A 17,617-nucleotide genomic window follows, 5' to 3' on the forward strand; every position below is an offset into this window, starting at 1 on the left:
TATCATAAAGCTAAATTATGTAAAATCAACCATCCAATCGTGCATTATTTTCCTCCGCCACTTTACATACATAAAAAATTCCCGAGCTTCACTGCTCAGGAATCTTCACCTAATAGAGATGGCATTTTAAGGTTTTAAAATGACTTTAATGCAGTTATCTTGATGATCATTAAAGATTTTGTAGGCATCAGCTGCGTCTTCTAAAGCGACTTTATGAGTAATAATTTCTTTTGGATCGAATTCTCCTTGTACAATTTGATCATATAATTTCGGCATAACGGGAATGACAGGAGCTTGCCCCATTTTGAGAGTTACATTTCGAGCAAAAAAAGCTCCTAACGGAAAACTGTTATAGTTGCTTCCGTATACCCCGGTGATTTGGACGGTTCCACATTTACGAACGGCTTTTGTCGCAATTTGAATAGGTCCGAGCGTTCCACCTTGAAGTTTTAATTTTTGTTCAATATATTCAAGAGGCGACTTTTTGCCATCCATACCTACACAGTCAATCACCACATCTGCTCCGCCTTTTGTGATTTCTTTTAAGTGCTCCCCCATATCTGGGTATTCTGTAAAATCAAAGGTTTCTACGGCATTCATTTTCTTTGCATGCTGCATTCGGTATGGAACATGATCTATTGCAATAACCCGTTTGGCACCTTTCATCCAAGCAAACTTTTGAGCCATTAATCCCACTGGCCCGCAGCCGAGTACGATAACGGTATCCCCTTTTTTAACATCCGCATGCTCTACACTCCAATAAGCAGTTGGAAGCACATCTGATAAAAAAAGAAGCGATTCATCTTCTAATTCGCACGATTCCGGAATGACAAATGGTGTAAAATTCCCAAACGGCACTTTTAAATATTCAGCTTGACCTCCTGGATGATTTCCAAACTTTTCAGTATAACCGAAATAGCCGCCAGAATCGTAATGTGGATTAGAATTATCACATTGGCTCGTTAAATCATCCTTACAGTATGCACACTGTCCGCACGCTACGTTAAACGGAATAATAACTCGATCTCCTTTTTTTACTTTTGTAACATCCGGTCCTACTTCTTCCACAATCCCCATTGGTTCATGACCAATAATATAACCGTGAGGCAATGGCATGCTTCCTTGATATAAATGGAGATCAGAACCACAAATAGCCGTTGACGTTATTTTAATGACAATGTCATCTTTCTTCTCTAACTTCGCATCTTCTACTTCTGCTACTTTTACCTGATTAGGCCCTTGATACGTTACCGCTCTCATTTTCACCCTCCATTTTTATAACCTTTATATTACTTAAATTTATCTAAAGGCATGTATTCTATCCGGGGAAATCAAGGAAAATAAAAAAGCAGCGCTTACGCGTCTGCTTAAATGATTATTAAAACTGAAATATATGTTTTCCTACCAGTACATCTGCCATCTTTACAAAGCGCTTGATTTCTAATACGTCATGAACTCGAACCATTTGAACGCCTTGTGCAATCCCTGCATATACAGTAGCTGCAGTTCCTTCCATTCTTTCCGTAGGAGGAGCATCAACTATTTGTCCAATAAATCCTTTACGAGAAGTAGCAAGCAGCACAGGATAGCCCATCTTTGTCAAATGATCTAGATGCTGAATCACTTCTACATTATGCGCAGCCGTTTTTCCAAAGCCAACGCCTGGATCTAAAATAATTTGATCATCTCGAACTCCTGCAGCTTTTGCAATTGATATGCTTTCTTCTAAATCACTTATCATATCTGTAATCAGATTTGTATAATTGGGCTCATGGCGATTATGCATTAAAATAATAGGAACATTATAGTCAGCTGCAACTTGAGCCATTTTGGGATCAGCCTTTGCGCCCCATATATCGTTAATAATATGTGCTCCTGCTTCTAGCGCATGCTTGGCCACTTCCGACTTGTATGTATCTACAGAAATCGGCACCTCTACGCGCTTAGCCACTTCAGAAATAACGGGCACAATCCGTTTAATCTCTTCTTCATCGCTAATTCTTGTATAACCAGGACGAGTTGATTCTCCTCCGATATCAATGATGTCTGCTCCTTGCTTCACCATTTCCTCAGCATGAGCAACCGCTTTATCTACATCGTAGTATTTTCCGCCATCTGAAAATGAATCCGGGTTTACGTTTAAAATTCCCATAATAAGCGTACGGTCCGCATAATTCAGTTCATACTTTCTGCATTTGATGACCGATTGAGACGTTAAAGTTGACACTATCCTCAGCCCCTTCGTAATTTGCAAATTGATGTATATTTATAAATATCATGTATTTTGAGAATGTCATACCGTTCGTAATTATATCAAAAGTTACCAGTCCTATGTGATTTTTCTTGGAGTTTCTTTCTTCTATAGTGTGAGATAAACATTAAAAGTGAATACACAGATAACATTAAAAATCTCTATCGGGCTTGTCTTCAGGGTCTTTTTTCCTCTTCTCACATCTTTTGTGAGTCTTTTTATTCAAAAAGAAAGGATTCGCATGAAAAGTGTTTAATTTATAGCAATAGTTGGGAATTTATAATTAAGTAACTTCCATTTTTATGGAATTCATTTTAAGGAGGATGACTATGACTCAACAACCGTTACAAGTCAAATTAATTCCTTATACAATTGAGTCGATTATCGACTCAACAAACGAAACGCCTAAAGGAGTAAGCTTAATTCAAGCGCCTGCTATTTGGGAACAAAGCAATCAAGGAGAAGGCATTGTAATTGCAGTTATCGACACTGGTGTTGACACAAATCATCCTGACTTAAAAGATTGTATTATCGGAGGAAGAAACTTCACTTCGGATTATGACGGAGATGCTTCTGTATTTGAAGATAATAATGGGCACGGCACTCACGTGTCTGGTACCATTGCTGCTGCGCTCAATAATGAAGGGGTAGTAGGAGTGGCACCCAAAGCAAAAATTCTAAGCTTAAAAGTACTTACCGGTGAAGGATCGGGAAATTACGAATGGATTATTGACGCTATTAACTACGCCGTCGAATGGCGCGGTCCTAAAAATGAGCGAGCACGAGTTATTTCCATGTCACTCGGGGGACCCCAAGACGTTCCAGAACTGCACGAAGCTGTTCAAAATGCTGTGAATAAAGATGTTTCTGTTGTTGTTGCGGCTGGAAATGAAGGTGACGACCGCGAAGAAACCTTTGAATATTCATATCCAGGAAGTTACAACGAAGTCATTCAAGTAGGAGCAGTGGACAGCAGCTTAAATCTTGCCCCTTTTACTAATGCAAATGAAGAAGTGGACCTAGTCGCACCGGGAGTTAACATTATCTCTACTTACTTGGAAAATAAGTACGCGACTCTTTCAGGAACTTCAATGGCGACTCCCCACGTGGCAGGAGCTTTAGCTCTATTAATTAACTTATGTGAGAAGGAATTTGGCCGTTCTTTAATCGAAGCCGAAATCTATGCTCAACTTGTAAGAAGAACCCTTCCTCTTGGATATCGAAAAAGCTCTGAAGGAAACGGATTTCTCATGCTCGATTTGGTAGAGAAAATACATGATATTATTAACGTAGCCCGTATCAACCCTAGTAAGTAATAAATAAGAAAAACGAGAAATCTTCTCGGTTCTCGTTAAATTAAAATAAAGACATGCGAACGCATGTCTTTATTCATATCTTAATGCTTCGATTGGATCTAGCTTCGCCGCTTTGTTTGCAGGAAGCATGCCGAATACAATGCCAATCGTCATGGAGAACAACACTCCTCCAAGTACTACTTGCCACGAAATTAATGACGGCCAGCCAGCAAATAACGAAACAAGAGCTGCCCCGCCCGCGCCCAGACCAATTCCAAGCAAACCACCAATTAACGTGAGGGTAATGGACTCAATCAAAAACTGAGTTAGAATTTGTCTTTTAGATGCTCCCAACGCTTTACGAATACCAATTTCTCTTGTACGTTCCGTTACCGAAACCAGCATAATGTTCATAACGCCAATCCCGCCAACAAGCAGGGAAATGCCCGCAATCGATCCAATAATCGTTGTCATAATTCGCGTTACATTTCCAATGCTATCTGCTATTTCTTCTAAGTTCTGCACTTGGTAAGCATCTTCCGCATCATGCAAATTATTTAACAAATCCGTTGCGTCATTGCCTACTTTTTTTAGTTGATCAGAGCTTGTCGCTTGAACACTAAGGTTGGTGTAATCGAGCTTACCGAAGCTTGATTTATACGTATTATTTGGAATATAAATGGTCGGTATTTCAAATGCTAAAAAGCCCGTTGCCTTTTTTGTTACACCAATAATTTTGATAGGCTGCCCTTGAACCCATACTACTTGTCCAAGGGCTTCTTTTTTATCAAATAGCTCTTTTTTCATATCGCTTGTGATAACACCTACTCGATTACCTGATAAAAAGTCAGAGCTGTCTAACATTCTTCCTTTTGAAACTTCCAGCTGATTAACTTCAATATATCCTTCGTTAATAGCATTAACAGTCGTATCAGATTCCTTGTCTCTATATCTTACCCCCATTCCCATTGAGCTAGAAGCCACCACATTCTTCACTCCGGGAATAGTCGAAAGAGCTTTAATATCATCCTCTGTAAAGATGGGCTCACCCGCCATTGAAAGGTCATCAGCTTGCATCTCGTCTTCAGGAGGCTGATAGTATACATCAACTGTATTGCTTGCTCCTGTTATTTCCGACTTAATCATTTGTTCTCCGCCTTGACCAATGGCTACAACGATAATAACAGCCGCTACGCCAATGATAATACCAAGCATCGTCAAAATAGAGCGCATTTTATGAGCAAGAACCGAAGAGAGAGCCATGCGAATATTTTCTATCAAACTCATAAGCTATCGTTCTCCTTATCGCTATGACTTAGCACTTTACCGTCACGAACGATAATTGTACGCGATGTGTATTCTGCTACTTCAGGTTCATGGGTAATGACTACAACCGTTGTGCCATCTGCATTAAGCTGAGAAAATTGTTCCATAATATCAGCACTTGTTTTTGTATCTAGAGCTCCTGTTGGTTCATCCGCTAAAATAAGCGTCGGATTGTTAACAATAGAACGAGCAATAGCAACGCGCTGCTTTTGCCCTCCTGATAGCTCGCTCGGTAAATGTTTCATCCGCTCACTCAGCCCTACTTTTTCAAGCGCAGCTTCTGCTCTGGCTCGTCTTTCCTTACGCGTTACACCGGCATATACCATTGGAAGCTCTACGTTTTCTACCGCTGTTAAACGCGGCAACAGCTGAAATTGCTGAAAAACAAAACCGATATGAATATTTCTTACTTTTGCAAGCTGCTCATCACTATAAGTAGAGATTTCTTGTTCGTTTAATAAATAGGACCCTGAAGACGAACGGTCTAAACATCCGATAATGTTCATTAGCGTTGATTTACCAGAGCCAGAAGGTCCCATAATCGCAACAAATTCACCGTCATAAATCTTCAAATTAATATCTTTTAAAATTGGCACTTCCTCTTTGCCAAGATGATAACTTTTATGAATATTCACAAGCTCAATCATTGAACAGTCACTTCCGCACCGTCAGTTAAGTTCTTGGTAGGATTTGTAATGACTTTGTCTTTAGAAGTTACGCCGCTTTTGATTTCAATAAATTTATTTGTTGTTTCTCCAATCTTTACTTCCTTACGAACCGCCTTTTTATCTTTCACCACATATACATATTTTTCTCCGTCTTCATTTACAACTGCTTTTATTGGCAAAGATGAAGCCTTTTTACTGCTTGTTTCAATTTCAAGCAGCAGCTTAAATCCCGGCTTAATCATCGTGATATCCTGGTCATCTACTTTTACTTCAATTGGATATTGATTAGCTGCATCATTGCCGGCTTCTGCTGATGCCTGCTGCTGAGGTAGATAGTCAATTTGTTTAACGCTCCCTGCCCATTCTTTATCAGGCAGCACATCTGATGTAATTTTGACAGCTTGACCGGTTTTAATTTTTAATGCATCGTATTCAGACAGCACACCAGTAGCTAAGTATTCATCGGTATTACCAATATGTATAAGCGGTTTTTGAACGTCACTTGTGTTATTAACCGCTTCTTTATCTACTTCTAGCACCGTCCCATTGATATCACTCGCTATGTCTAAATTACGTTCTTTTTTAGCAATTGATTTGGCTTCTAGTTTGTTTCGTTCTAAATCAATTTTAGCTGTTTCTAAATCGAGATTGAGCTGCGTACGCTCTGTATCGATTTGATCTCTCGCTTCTTGCTTACTCATTTCTTTTTCCAATTCTTTTTGTTTTTTATTTAAATTAGAAAGCTGTTTGCTTACTGAGTCAATTTGCAGCTGACTGGATTTTTTTTCTAGCTCGTTTTGTTCTTGCTCTAAATCAAGCGTATCGCTTTCGTAAGTTACAAGAGAGGTTCCCTGCTGTACACGAGAGCCTTCTGTTACGTGAAATCGTTCAACCTCGCCTTTTTCAGCATCAAAATAGACATATTGCTCATCAGCAAGCTTTAACGTACCCGGAACCATAACTGTATTTCTTAACTTCTTTTCCTTTATATTTGCTACGTGAACATTGATTGCTTTCCCACTTACACTTTGTGCACGATATACGTTAATCCCAATAACCGCAACAATAACAACTGCTACAGCTGTAATAATTATTCCTTTTTTCATTTACAACCCTGCTCCTTTAAGCGCTTCTGAAGCAGCTCCTCCAGCTCCTGAAATAGCGGCTCCTAAGATGAATAAAATAATCACTGTAATAATAGAAACAGCTTTTGATACATTTGCCACTTTTTGTAGTCCTACTGCTGTCAGAATAAGTCCCCAGATAGAAAAGATTTCAATGGAAGTAAACACTCCTCCCATAGCACCTTTCGCACCAACCATTCCATTTAACGAAGTCACATTAGCTGAAGTATGGGCTAGTGCAGCTACTCCCGTATTAATTAGCTGACCGATTGCTGTGATGAACGTAACAAACAAATTCAAACTAAACATTTGGCGGTAAGTTGTTTTTCCAGTCCCTAACTTTGCAATTAAAAACAGAATCAAACTCGTGAATGCCAGTGTAGCAACTATTGCAATCACTCCGCCAATCGCTCCGCCAATCATACTAAATGTTGAATTCACTTCAATGCCAGCTTCTTTTTGCTGTTGCAGGGCCTCTTGTCCCTGAGGGGTATAGACGGCTAGAATCGTTGTTGCAGCTGTTAAGATGAGGATAAGTAAAAGAGGTCCCCAGATGACCGGGCTGCTTTTCATTTTCTCAAACTGTACAACCGGACTCGTAATAAAACCAAAAATAGAAGGCTTTCCTTTCTCTTGGACTTCCGAAGATACATTGACTTCTGTGCTCATAATCAAACTCCTTTTATTTTGTTTCGTTATTAGCTCTTAAGACCCGTCTTTTACTATTTTTTAAAGTCTTCTAGCAAAATCGGCTCTTTCTAAGAAACTCTCAAACACCTAATATTCTAACATAATTATACAAATTAATTGACATTTTTCTTACATTTTATATTTTTTATGGTATTTTTAGAAATTAAAGAGATGTCTTAATGCTGAATGACAGCATTAATCTTATTTATATTTTCTAAATATTCAAATTATCATTTGACATCATTCAATAGAATTCGTATATTATGATTAAAGTTTATTATTCCTATGTTTTTTATAAGTTTTATATTTAAGGAGGAGTTTCAATGTCTGCTAAGAAACCATTTCGTCCTGAAACACAAGCCATCCATTCTGGCCAACAGCTTGACCCGGCTACTTTTTCGCGTGCGGTACCTATTTATCAAACAAGCTCATTTGGGTTTAAAGATACGGAGCATGCTGCATCTTTATTTAATTTAAGTGAACAAGGCTACATCTACACTCGAATTGTAAACCCTACTACGGACGTTTTTGAACAGCGAATTGCTGAGTTAGAAGGCGGAGTAGGTGCTCTAGGAGTAGCTTCGGGTCAGTCTGCTACTACCTTTTCCATTTTGAATATCGCTTCCGCAGGAGATGAAATTGTATCAGCAAGCAGTTTATATGGAGGAACATATAACCTCTTTTCGTCTACGCTTCCTAAACTGGGCATTACCGTCAAATTTGTAAACGCTGATCATCCAGAAAATTTTAGAAGTGCAATCACTTCCAAAACAAAGGCAATTTATGCTGAATCCGTTGGAAACCCGCAGGGAAATGTGCTAGACATCGAGGCAGTTGCAGACATTGCCCATGAACATGGAATTCCTCTTATTATTGATAATACGGTTCCAAGCCCTTACCTTCTTCGTCCCATCGATTTCGGAGCAGATATTGTCGTTCATTCTGCTACTAAGTTTCTTGGAGGGCATGGAACAGCAATTGGGGGTGTTATCGTAGACAGTGGAAAATTTGATTGGGAAGCGAGCGGGAAATTTCCAGACTTAACAACTCCAGATCCAAGTTACCATGGCCTTGTATACACAGAAGCTGCCGGTGAAGCTGCTTATATTACAAAAGCGCGCGTTCAGCTTTTACGAGATATTGGAGCTGCTTTATCACCTTTTAATTCCTTTTTACTCCTTCAAGGGGTAGAAACACTCCATCTGCGATTAGAGCGTCACAGCGAAAACGCATTAAAGGTAGCGAAATTTTTAGAGCAGCATGAATTAGTAGAATGGGTAAATTATGCGGGGCTTCCTTCCCACCCTTCCTATTCTTTGGCACAAAAATACTTGCCTAAAGGGCAAGGAGCAATTTTAACCTTTGGTGTAAGGGGAGGAAAAAACGCTGCGGCTAAGTTAATTGATTCGGTTCAGTTATTTTCTCATTTAGCCAATATCGGCGACTCTAAATCACTCATTATTCACCCGGCAAGCACCACTCATCAACAGCTATCTAAAGACGAACAAAAAGCTTCGGGTGTGACCCCAGAACTCATTCGTCTATCGGTTGGAACAGAAGCAATCGACGACCTTCTTGAAGATTTAGATTATGCCTTAAAAGCCAGCCAAAAAGTGAATACAACTGTTTAAAAGCTGTGATTTTTCACAGCTTTTTTTATATCATCCAATAACTTTTTATACTTTCCCTTATGCTACAATAAACAAAACGAATGAAAAAGGAGTTACTATGAACACGTTCAATTCAATACCTGCTATCACATTTACAGACGTTCATAAAACATTTAAGGATAAAGAACATAGTGTTTTAAAAGGCATATCGGGTACAGTAATGCAAGGCTCGCTCGTCATGATGGTAGGACCATCAGGATCCGGAAAAAGCACCCTTCTTTCCATGTGCAATTTACTTTCTGCACCTGATGAAGGAAGTATTGAAGTATATGGAAAAGACATTAGCAAATGGACTATTTCTGATTTACGAAAAAAAGTGGGCATTGCTTTTCAATCAGCTCCTGTTATTGATGGAACAGTGCGTGATAATATGATGCTTGTTCAAAAACTGCATGGCAAGCAGGATATTATGCCTGAAGAACTCTGTGCCTTAACGGGTCTTTCCCCTGACTTGTTAGAGCAGGATGCCAGAGATTTATCCGGTGGTCAAAGGCAAAGGTTATCATTAGCCCGCACGCTGTCGAACGGCTCTGACCTTTTACTTTTAGACGAAATCACTTCTGCTTTGGATGCCACTTCTGCTCATGAAATTGAACAGCTTATTTCTCATTTACATAAAGAGCAGAATAAAACGATTATTTGGGTTACCCATAATTTAGATCAAGCGAAACGTTTAGGAGAGGAAGTCTGGCTTTTAATGAACGGAGTGATTGTAGAAAAAGCCAAGACAGAGACCTTTTTTCATGCTCCTGTAAAAGCTGAAACAAAACAATTTATTGAAGGAGCCTTTCTATGAGTTCACTTTCACTGATTTTTACCATTGTTTTTGTTTTTATTGCTCTTTTTTTATCAAAATCTTTTCGTATAGGACTCGAAAAAGATATTATTATTGCCAGTATTCGAGCAGCCGTTCAGCTGTTAGTAATCGGATATGTTTTATCGTTTATTTTTGACGCGAATCACCCTGCTTTTATGATCTTCATTTTATTCCTTATGCTGACAGTCGCTTCCCAAAATGTTGTAAAGAAAAAAAAGCAGGGATTTAAAGCTTTTTTTCGTGTATTTGTCACTCTTTTTATTGTAGAAATCCTGACCCAAAGCGTTATGCTCGGACTACATATTATCCCTGCTACTCCACGATATATCATTCCTGTCAGCGGTATGATTATTGGAAATTCGATGATTTTGGCCAATTTATTTTTAAATCGGTTAGATGCTGAAGTAAATAGAAGACGAGACGAAATTCAATTGATTCTGGCGCTTGGCGGCACTCCTAAACAAGCTATTCATAGTATTTTAAATGCCGCAATCAAAGCTAGCATGATTCCTACTGTAGAAAGTCAAAAAACAATTGGACTCGTTCAGCTTCCGGGTATGATGACAGGCCAGATTATTGGAGGGGCAGATCCGATACAAGCTGTCAAATTCCAGCTGCTTATCGTTTTTACTATTCTAGCGTCTGCTACGCTTTCATGCGTCATTTTAAGCCAATTAACATATCCTACCCTTTTTAATAGCTATCAGCAGCTTATCCGTGAGCATACATAAAAAAAGAAAGGAGACTCCTTTCTTCTTTTTTTATTGAGCAGCTTTTTTTAATCTTTCTCCTATGTCACTTCCAAAGGTTACTCCTAAATCGCCGAGCCATCTTCTATACGCAATACTCAGTCGGTCCGGATTCAAATGAAGCTCTGCTTGTAAGTCAAGCGGCAGCTCTTCTGGTTTTTGACTTTCCACAATACTGGTATCTTGTTCAATAATAAGCTGCTGAAAATCGCGGAAATATTGATCAGGTGCATCAAACGAATAGTTTCTAGAAACCAGCGCAAACACGGTGGACTTTCTTTCCTCTTCAGGTAAAACCGCAAACAGCATTGAAAAGATTTCACCCGTTTCGTAGTTAACTTTTTTCAACCTTGCAACGGTAGGACGAAGAATTTCAAAGGTATAATAAATAGTCGCAAAGTTACCCGTGCCATCTGCATCTGCGTACACAGCGATTTCATCAGAAACGTATCGGTTATCTTTCCAATGCACCTTATAATCAGGAATTTCGGCGTAGTCAGAGTGCCCCAGGCTTCCTTCGTGAACAAAAGCCAAATGGCTTACATCTAGAAAGTTTTCTACGACACGAGGAGCTGCTGCCTGCAGAGTATGAGGGCTGGCGCAAACCGTTTTGAATCCGGAGTTAAGATGTTCATCATACAGGGGAAGAGGAGTATCACCTGCCTCGCTGTTCATCTTCACCCATATAATCCCGTACTTTTCAACGCAGTCATACACCTGTGCTTTTGCTTTTGAAGGAATAGCTCTTCCCGGCGGCTGTTGAGGAATTTTCACACAAGCCCCGGCATCATCGTATTTCCATCCGTGATAAGGGCATACAATGCAATCATCTACCACTTTTCCAAGAGATAACGCTGCACCGCGGTGGATGCACAAATCCTTAAATGCTTTAATAGCATTAGTTGTGCGAAAAAGGACAACTCGCTCTTCTAAAATCGTTACTTGCAAGGGCTGATCTGTTAAATCATGTGAATAAGCTGCAGGCAGCCATTCCTTAGCCAATACTAAATCTTTAATCATCTGCATCGCCTCCGTACAATAAGTAAATTTATTTCTTGTTTATAAAAAAAACCGCAGAAATAGAAGGAGTGCTTCTATTTCCGCAGCTTTTTCGTTCCGTAAAACAGACTATAAGCGCGCGAAGATTCTACATGATTGCAGATAGAGCGACCTTAGCACTTCATCTACAACGACAATACGTATTCATCGCTATTTTTTTAACCTTAAAACCTAACCCTTATATATTGAATAAAGAGCGGCCAGCCGCTAAAAGCTTTTCTGTCCACTGATTTCTCTTAGTTTTACTTTATCAATTTCCCACTGAAAAATCTCTTGATTTGTAAGCATCTCTAACATAATTTTTTCGGTTAAACGAATAAAAGCTGCGGTTTTAAAAACCGCAGCTTGCTTTATTATGAGCTCATATAACTGGCTGTATATTTTTTCGTCTGCTTTTGTATTTCTTGATTTAAATGCTTGAAAAATGAGAGGGTTTCTTCATAATCCGTCGCTTTTTCATGAAACTTTAATGTAAGATTTTCTTCAAACAACGTTTCTCCTTGATGGCCAACCGCTTTCAGCTGAACATCTGTAACAATACCTTGCGAAATCGAACATAATAAATAATTAAAGCAATGAACCGGAACGATATGCATGAGATGAAAATCATCGATAGTTCTATCACTTTTTGTTTTCTTAAATTCCACGGTGAGTTCTTCCGGATGAATAAACACATTTATATGCTGTTTGGACAAACAAGTAGGATTCATTTTTTGTGTATACTCACAAAATTCCAGTCCAATAAATACAGAATTCTCGGAGTCAGCTTCAATGAAGATTTGCGAATTTTTTACCATTGTCCTCGTCCTCCATATTCAATCTAGTTCCCCATCACTCGTATTCAGTTGTAGAATATTTCCATCTTTTTTCTATTCTATCATTGATTTTTCTCAGTGCCTATTTAACAGGCGGAAGTTCTCTTTAAAAGAGAGGGAACTGACAGGCAGTTCTTTATGTGAGAAGAATAAGCAAAAGACACCTCTTTTATTTTCTTGAGGTGTCTTTTGGTATCATCAGCCTGTATTACGCAACCCTGCTGCAATGCCGTTAATCGTTAATAACGCTTCTTTTAAAAGTTCTTCATTTAACGTTCCATCCTCATCTTCACGCAGCTTGGAAATGACCTTAACTTGTAAGAATGTTAGAGGGTCCACATACGGATTTCGTAATTTAATAGATTCTTTAATCGTAGGAAGATGATCCATTAATTCTTTTTGACCTGTGATTTGAAGAATCATTTCTTTTGTGAGATTATACTCTTTTTTAATAGCGGTAAAAATCCGCTCTGAAATAGCCGGGTCTTGTACCATTTCCGTGTATTCTTTTGCTGCCATTAAATCTGCTTTTGTTAAGGCCATTTGCAGATTATCGACGGTCGAGCGGAAAAATGGCCATTCTTTATACATTTGCTGAAGAAGCTGTATATCTCCAGATTTCTCTACTAAATGCTGTAAGCCCGTACCTGCAGCGTACCAGGCTGGAAGCAGCTGTCTGCTTTGCGTCCATGCAAATACCCACGGAATCGCTCGCAAGTCTTCAAAGCGATCACTTCCTTTTCGACTCATTGGACGTGACCCAATATTTAAAGCCCCCAGCTCAGGAAGAGGTGTAGCTTGTTTAAAATACGTTAAAAAGTCTGGATCTTTGAAAACAAGCTCTTGATACTTACGTAAAGAAGCAGTTGAAATCTCGTCCATTGTTTCTTCCCATTCATGTGTACGAATATCACATTGCTCAGCTTCTTGAGAAACATTTGCTGCCGCTGTAAGAAGAGCTGAGACCGCTTGTTCAAGGCTTCGGTAGGCAATGTCATATAAAGCATATCTAGAAGAAAGAACTTCTCCTTGCTCTGTAATTTTCACACCGTCTCCTAGCGTCTCAACAGGCTGAGATAAAATGCTTCGGTTTAACGGTCCACCTCCTCGGCCTAGTGAGCCGCCTCGGCCATGGAAAAACTTCAGACGAACTTGATACTTCCTCGCCATATCGTGAATTTCCTGCTGCGCTTTATAGAGCTTCCAATTAGCAGTAAGCGTTCCTCCATCTTTGCTTCCATCTGAGTAGCCAAGCATAATTTCCTGCAAATCCTGCTGTTTCCTTAAGTGCTCACGATAAAAATCTAATTGAAATAGCTGTTCCATGATTTTAGGACCCGCTGTGAGATCATCAATCGTTTCAAGCAGCGGAGCTATATTTAACTTACTTTCAATGCGGCCATCTGCATGAAGGCGGTAAATACCCGCTTCTTTGGCGAGTACCATAACTTCTAACAAGTCACTTGCAGACTGGGTCATACTGATTAAGTAGACTTCAATAGATCTTTCTCCAAATTCTTTATGTGCTCGATGAATCATGTTAAATACTTCAATTACTTGCTGCGTTTCTTTAGAGTAATTCTCTACAAACGATATCACAGGTCTTGGGTCTTGAAGAACTTTACCTAGCAGCTCAACTTTTTTCTCTTCCGTTAACGCTGAATAATCTTCAGCTAAAGAAACAGCATGGAAAATTTCTTTGATTGCCGCTTCATGTTCCCCGCTGTGATTACGGATATCAAGCGTTGCTAAATGAAAACCAAACAGCTCAACTTGGCGAATTAACTTACATAAGCTTTTTAAATGATAATCCTGAGGCTGGTGCTTTTGCAAGCTATCTTTGATTAGAAATAAATCATGTAGAAGTTCTTCCGACCTTTGATAGCCTGCTTCCGATTCTCCAACTAAATTTAATTTATGAAGCATAATCGTAAGCTTGCAGCGATATACTTCGTGTTTGATTCTCCATCGCTTTTTCTCAGGCAGCAGCGATATTTCTTGATTAATAGAATCAAGAAGATTATCTGAAACTGCGACTCTTTTTGTAGACTGACTTAACCTTTGTCTCAATTGAGTAAGCGACTCTTTATATTTACGAATAGCTAACTTCCTTTGTTTGACAAGCGTTTGCCACGTTACTTTAGGAGTTACGTTTGGATTTCCATCTCGGTCTCCGCCAATCCATGAACCAAATCGAAGAATATTAGGCACCTTCCAATTTTCTTCAGGGTAATTCTCCTGCAATGAATTTTCCAACTCCTGATGAAGTTGAGGAAGCACTTCAAATAACGTTTCATCAAAATAATATAATCCATTGGATACTTCATCCATTACCGTCGGCTTGCGATCTCGCAGTTCATTTGTTTGCCATAAAATTAATACTTCGCTAAACAGTCTTTCTTCAATTTCCGTACGTTCACGTTTTGTTAACGTTGGATTATCCAAGTTTTTTAGAAGCTCAGCCATTCGTTTATGAATATCAAGGACACTTCGTCTAGTCGCTTCTGTTGGATGAGCAGTGATGATGAGCTCTAGAGATAGAGTTTGAAGCAAGTTAGCAATTACGTCTGGCGCCACGCCATTATTTTTAAGCGAAACAACGGCACTTTCCAATGAGCCCGGCTGCATAATAGAATCTTCTTGCTGCTGATATTCGCGTCTGCGACGAATTCGATGATTTTGCTCTGCAATATTAACTAAATGAAAATAAACTGCAAACGCCCGAATAACCTGCTCGCGCATCGGCTGTTCAAGAGTAACGATTTCATTTTTTATTTCTTTATAGATAACTTCATCTTTGTTTTCTCTAAGTGATTTTGCTACTTCGCGTATTTTTTCTACTTTGCTGAGCAGTTCCTCTCCACCTTGGTGAACCAGAACTTTCCCTAACAATTGACCGAGAAACTTTACATCACGGCGCAGGGCAGTGCTGCTGTTTTGTCTTTCTGCTGCTTCTACTGTTACCATTAGACACGACACCTTCCTTTATAAATGTTGTACTTTTTAAACTTTTTAGAAAATTATATTAAATTCATATTACCATGAACGAAAATAAATTTCATATAATTTTATTTCCTCCTCTCGTTCAGGAGAGGAGATTCATCAAATATAAAAGAGAGGTTAAGACATAACTAAATGAATCCAATCTAAAGACGAACAAATGGGATATATAAGTCGAACCGCTTGTGACACCGCAGTGGATTTCTGTGCAAGACTTTGCTTTCCGCAGGTGGACGATGAGCCTCCTCGTCTCTTTCGCTTTTCCCCCCTTAGTCTTCCTCTTGCCCTCCAATCAGCTGCTAGAAGGAACAAAACAGATGAAACCTACGTTTACCATAACAAAAAAAACGAACCACTAATCAAACATGTTGATCACTGGTTCGTTTTTCATTTGAGCTAAAACACTTTTGTCTCAGCCTCTCTTTTATGCTACCAAGGTTGTCCTAAATCCAATACCGAGGCTAGTTCATTGCTTTTTTTACGCACTTGTTTACGCGTGGTAGCGCGATCTGCCCCCGTTTGAAACAGGTATTTTTCTTCTTCTGTTTCTGGAATAAGCTCCGGTACTGCGCGGGGCTTTCCATCATCATCCATTGCCACAAAAGTTAAAAATGATGTAGCTGCAATTTGACGCTCCCCGGTTTTTAAATTTTCTTTAATCACTTTCACAAACACTTCCATGGATGAACGACCTGCCCATGATACGTATGACTCCAAACATACAGAATCCTGAGGCGTAATAGGGTGCAGAAAATGAATAGAGTCTGCTGAAGCTGTCACACACTCTGTACGACTGTGACGATAAGCTGAAATGGACGCAATCATATCAATATCACTCATTAACTTTCCGCCAAATAACGTATTGTGATTATTAATATCATTAGGAAAAATGCGGCTCGTTCGAACTGCCTTTGTATCTTTACAATAATTTGCTTTCATTAGTAAGAACCTCCATTGATGCCTATCATAATAAGAATAAAAGAATGAATGAACCTATACTAGCATATTTTGATAAATTTAGCTTTACAAAAAGCTCGTCGATTTATTTACAGAAAACAAAAAAGAGAAGAAAAATTCTTCTCTTTTTTGTCTATCGAATATAGCTTGATCCAAACGTTTTACCTAAAGAATCACTGTATAGGTCACTTGATTTTACAGTCCATTTCTCATCTTCTTTCACCATAAAAATTCGTAGGGGACGACTTCCTTCTTTCGTTTCTAATTCATTTACAATATCTTTGAATTTAGAAGCCGCAAACTCTTCAGAGTGTTCTGTATCGTAATCTTTCGTTTCATCTGTGTATGCTCGCTTAAGCTGCGATACGTATGAATATAAGTCTGATAAATCAAGAGTAGTGTACTCCACTTCTACTACGGCTTTATTATTTGCATTCGCAATCACATTTGTTTTCACGCTTGCTTTTTCTTTTAAAACATCTTTATACATGTTAAAAAAATCTTTTTTTGCTTTGTCGGTTAAACTGTTAGAAAACGCACCTTTTAATTCCTCATTAAACGCTTTTTTCTGTTCTTCTATGACAGCTGTTTTATCTGCTGTTACATATTTATCATAGTCTACGTTTTCTTTGTTTAAGTAAAGGACTTCTGTGTAAGCTTGCAGAGCTTTTTCTGGGTCTTGCAGCTTATTATAGCTTTTGGCGTATTTTTTCGTATCCAGTGTTAATGTCACTTCGTCGATTTCTTCATCATAATCAGATGATTTTGGCTGAAGCCCAATTTTGTACTTTTTATCTTTTTTGACTTCAAAGACAAATGTTAATTTTTTTTGCTTTCCAGCGCCAATCTTGTCAGATGCACTGCTTTCTAGTCCAAGCTCACGACTGTTCACTCCCGTTTTTGGAGACAGCTGTTCATCTCCTTCGTATAAATACACACCGTCATAATCTGATAAAGATATACTGTTTTTGGATACATTTTTCACTTTTAAATCAACTTTCAACAGCCCTTTTTCTTCACTTGTAGCTCCTTCATCACTATCTACTAAAATGTAAGAAGCGCTGTCAATGGATGCTTCAATCGTCTTATTTTTAGCCGAAGTGGATCCTCCCGTTTCCTTAGAACTGTTGCAAGCCGCTAATACTAGCATAAGTACAAAAGCCAAAGCCAAAACATTCATTTTTTTCACAGCTTCC

General features: G+C 38.9%; 15 protein-coding genes. 4 read left to right on the plus strand and 11 right to left on the minus strand.

Annotation, left to right across the window (positions count from 1 at the left end):
* Nucleotides 1-126: 126 nt before the first annotated feature.
* Entirely contained in the window at nt 127-1,260 is a 1,134-nt protein-coding gene (locus tag AC0KUU_RS16100) for a zinc-dependent alcohol dehydrogenase (RefSeq protein WP_043980312.1), read from the minus strand.
* Between the two features lie 118 nt (nt 1,261-1,378).
* Complete coding sequence (gene folP, locus AC0KUU_RS16105) at nt 1,379-2,227, minus strand: dihydropteroate synthase (RefSeq protein WP_080781637.1); 849 nt, start codon at nt 2,225-2,227, stop codon at nt 1,379-1,381.
* A 353-nt stretch (nt 2,228-2,580) separates the two neighbouring features.
* Here folP and AC0KUU_RS16110 point away from each other — a divergent pair, with 353 nt between their 5' ends.
* Nucleotides 2,581-3,567 (plus strand): S8 family peptidase, encoded by a 987-nt coding sequence (locus AC0KUU_RS16110; protein ID WP_165575530.1) that lies wholly within the window; start codon nt 2,581-2,583, stop codon nt 3,565-3,567.
* A 69-nt stretch (nt 3,568-3,636) separates the two neighbouring features.
* Here the strand turns inward: AC0KUU_RS16110 and AC0KUU_RS16115 are convergent, their stop codons facing one another.
* Genes AC0KUU_RS16115 through yknW form a run of 4 tightly spaced genes read right to left on the minus strand, consistent with a single transcriptional unit; the run spans nt 3,637 to nt 7,333 of the window.
* Nucleotides 3,637-4,833: an ABC transporter permease gene (locus tag AC0KUU_RS16115; protein ID WP_043980319.1), complete on the minus strand. Its 1,197-nt coding sequence runs from the start codon at nt 4,831-4,833 to the stop codon at nt 3,637-3,639.
* On the minus strand, nt 4,830-5,519 hold the full coding sequence (locus AC0KUU_RS16120; protein ID WP_165575531.1) for an ATP-binding cassette domain-containing protein: 690 nt from the start codon (nt 5,517-5,519) through the stop codon (nt 4,830-4,832). The genes AC0KUU_RS16115 and AC0KUU_RS16120 overlap by 4 nt, the downstream gene beginning before the upstream one ends.
* Complete coding sequence (locus AC0KUU_RS16125) at nt 5,516-6,646, minus strand: efflux RND transporter periplasmic adaptor subunit (protein ID WP_165575532.1); 1,131 nt, start codon at nt 6,644-6,646, stop codon at nt 5,516-5,518. Before AC0KUU_RS16125 ends, AC0KUU_RS16120 begins: the two co-directional genes overlap by 4 nt.
* The gene (yknW, locus tag AC0KUU_RS16130) at nt 6,647-7,333 is read right to left on the minus strand and encodes a YknW family membrane protein (RefSeq protein WP_043980323.1); all 687 of its coding nucleotides are present in this window, start codon (nt 7,331-7,333) and stop codon (nt 6,647-6,649) included. It abuts the gene before it with no gap.
* 344 nt (nt 7,334-7,677) lie between these two features.
* Between yknW and AC0KUU_RS16135 the strand changes: the two genes are divergently transcribed.
* From AC0KUU_RS16135 to AC0KUU_RS16145, 3 genes are all read left to right on the plus strand, one after another.
* Nucleotides 7,678-8,985 (plus strand): homocysteine synthase, encoded by a 1,308-nt coding sequence (locus tag AC0KUU_RS16135; RefSeq protein WP_043980325.1) that lies wholly within the window; start codon nt 7,678-7,680, stop codon nt 8,983-8,985.
* Nucleotides 8,986-9,082: 97 nt separating this feature from the next.
* Entirely contained in the window at nt 9,083-9,820 is a 738-nt protein-coding gene (locus AC0KUU_RS16140) for an ABC transporter ATP-binding protein (RefSeq protein WP_043980327.1), read from the plus strand.
* Nucleotides 9,817-10,572, plus strand: coding sequence for an ABC transporter permease (locus tag AC0KUU_RS16145; protein WP_043980330.1), 756 nt, complete (start codon nt 9,817-9,819; stop codon nt 10,570-10,572). Before AC0KUU_RS16140 ends, AC0KUU_RS16145 begins: the two co-directional genes overlap by 4 nt.
* Before the next feature lie 30 nt (nt 10,573-10,602).
* On the opposite strand, the gene AC0KUU_RS16150 is transcribed toward AC0KUU_RS16145, so the two are convergent.
* From AC0KUU_RS16150 to AC0KUU_RS16170, 5 genes are all read right to left on the minus strand, one after another.
* Entirely contained in the window at nt 10,603-11,610 is a 1,008-nt protein-coding gene (locus AC0KUU_RS16150) for an aromatic ring-hydroxylating dioxygenase subunit alpha (protein WP_162213652.1), read from the minus strand.
* Nucleotides 11,611-12,002: 392 nt separating this feature from the next.
* A complete protein-coding gene (locus tag AC0KUU_RS16155; RefSeq protein ID WP_014461480.1) occupies nt 12,003-12,446 on the minus strand; it encodes a hypothetical protein in 444 nt (147 codons plus the stop codon).
* A gap of 216 nt (nt 12,447-12,662) precedes the next feature.
* A complete protein-coding gene (gene ppc, locus AC0KUU_RS16160) occupies nt 12,663-15,431 on the minus strand; it encodes a phosphoenolpyruvate carboxylase (RefSeq protein ID WP_322551746.1) in 2,769 nt (922 codons plus the stop codon).
* A gap of 462 nt (nt 15,432-15,893) precedes the next feature.
* Nucleotides 15,894-16,403, minus strand: coding sequence for an acyl-CoA thioesterase (locus AC0KUU_RS16165; protein WP_043980336.1), 510 nt, complete (start codon nt 16,401-16,403; stop codon nt 15,894-15,896).
* A 151-nt stretch (nt 16,404-16,554) separates the two neighbouring features.
* On the minus strand, nt 16,555-17,601 hold the full coding sequence (locus AC0KUU_RS16170; RefSeq protein ID WP_322552486.1) for a DUF5105 domain-containing protein: 1,047 nt from the start codon (nt 17,599-17,601) through the stop codon (nt 16,555-16,557).
* Nucleotides 17,602-17,617: the final 16 nt, after the last annotated feature.

This window comes from Priestia sp. ST2 (assembly GCF_055810735.1).

Excerpts from the sequence above, each read along its gene's own strand:
- AC0KUU_RS16100 (WP_043980312.1), bottom strand. The coding sequence starts at position 1,260 with ATGAGAGCGGTAACGTATCAAGGGCCTAATCAGGTAAAAGTAGCAGAA.
- AC0KUU_RS16110 (WP_165575530.1), top strand. The coding sequence starts at position 2,581 with ATGACTCAACAACCGTTACAAGTCAAATTAATTCCTTATACAATTGAG.
- AC0KUU_RS16115 (WP_043980319.1), bottom strand. The coding sequence starts at position 4,833 with ATGAGTTTGATAGAAAATATTCGCATGGCTCTCTCTTCGGTTCTTGCT.
- AC0KUU_RS16120 (WP_165575531.1), bottom strand. The coding sequence starts at position 5,519 with ATGATTGAGCTTGTGAATATTCATAAAAGTTATCATCTTGGCAAAGAG.
- AC0KUU_RS16125 (WP_165575532.1), bottom strand. The coding sequence starts at position 6,646 with ATGAAAAAAGGAATAATTATTACAGCTGTAGCAGTTGTTATTGTTGCG.
- yknW (WP_043980323.1), bottom strand. The coding sequence starts at position 7,333 with ATGAGCACAGAAGTCAATGTATCTTCGGAAGTCCAAGAGAAAGGAAAG.
- AC0KUU_RS16135 (WP_043980325.1), top strand. The coding sequence starts at position 7,678 with ATGTCTGCTAAGAAACCATTTCGTCCTGAAACACAAGCCATCCATTCT.
- AC0KUU_RS16140 (WP_043980327.1), top strand. The coding sequence starts at position 9,083 with ATGAACACGTTCAATTCAATACCTGCTATCACATTTACAGACGTTCAT.
- AC0KUU_RS16145 (WP_043980330.1), top strand. The coding sequence starts at position 9,817 with ATGAGTTCACTTTCACTGATTTTTACCATTGTTTTTGTTTTTATTGCT.
- AC0KUU_RS16150 (WP_162213652.1), bottom strand. The coding sequence starts at position 11,610 with ATGATTAAAGATTTAGTATTGGCTAAGGAATGGCTGCCTGCAGCTTAT.
- AC0KUU_RS16155 (WP_014461480.1), bottom strand. The coding sequence starts at position 12,446 with ATGGTAAAAAATTCGCAAATCTTCATTGAAGCTGACTCCGAGAATTCT.
- ppc (WP_322551746.1), bottom strand. The coding sequence starts at position 15,431 with ATGGTAACAGTAGAAGCAGCAGAAAGACAAAACAGCAGCACTGCCCTG.
- AC0KUU_RS16165 (WP_043980336.1), bottom strand. The coding sequence starts at position 16,403 with ATGAAAGCAAATTATTGTAAAGATACAAAGGCAGTTCGAACGAGCCGC.
- AC0KUU_RS16170 (WP_322552486.1), bottom strand. The coding sequence starts at position 17,601 with ATGAATGTTTTGGCTTTGGCTTTTGTACTTATGCTAGTATTAGCGGCT.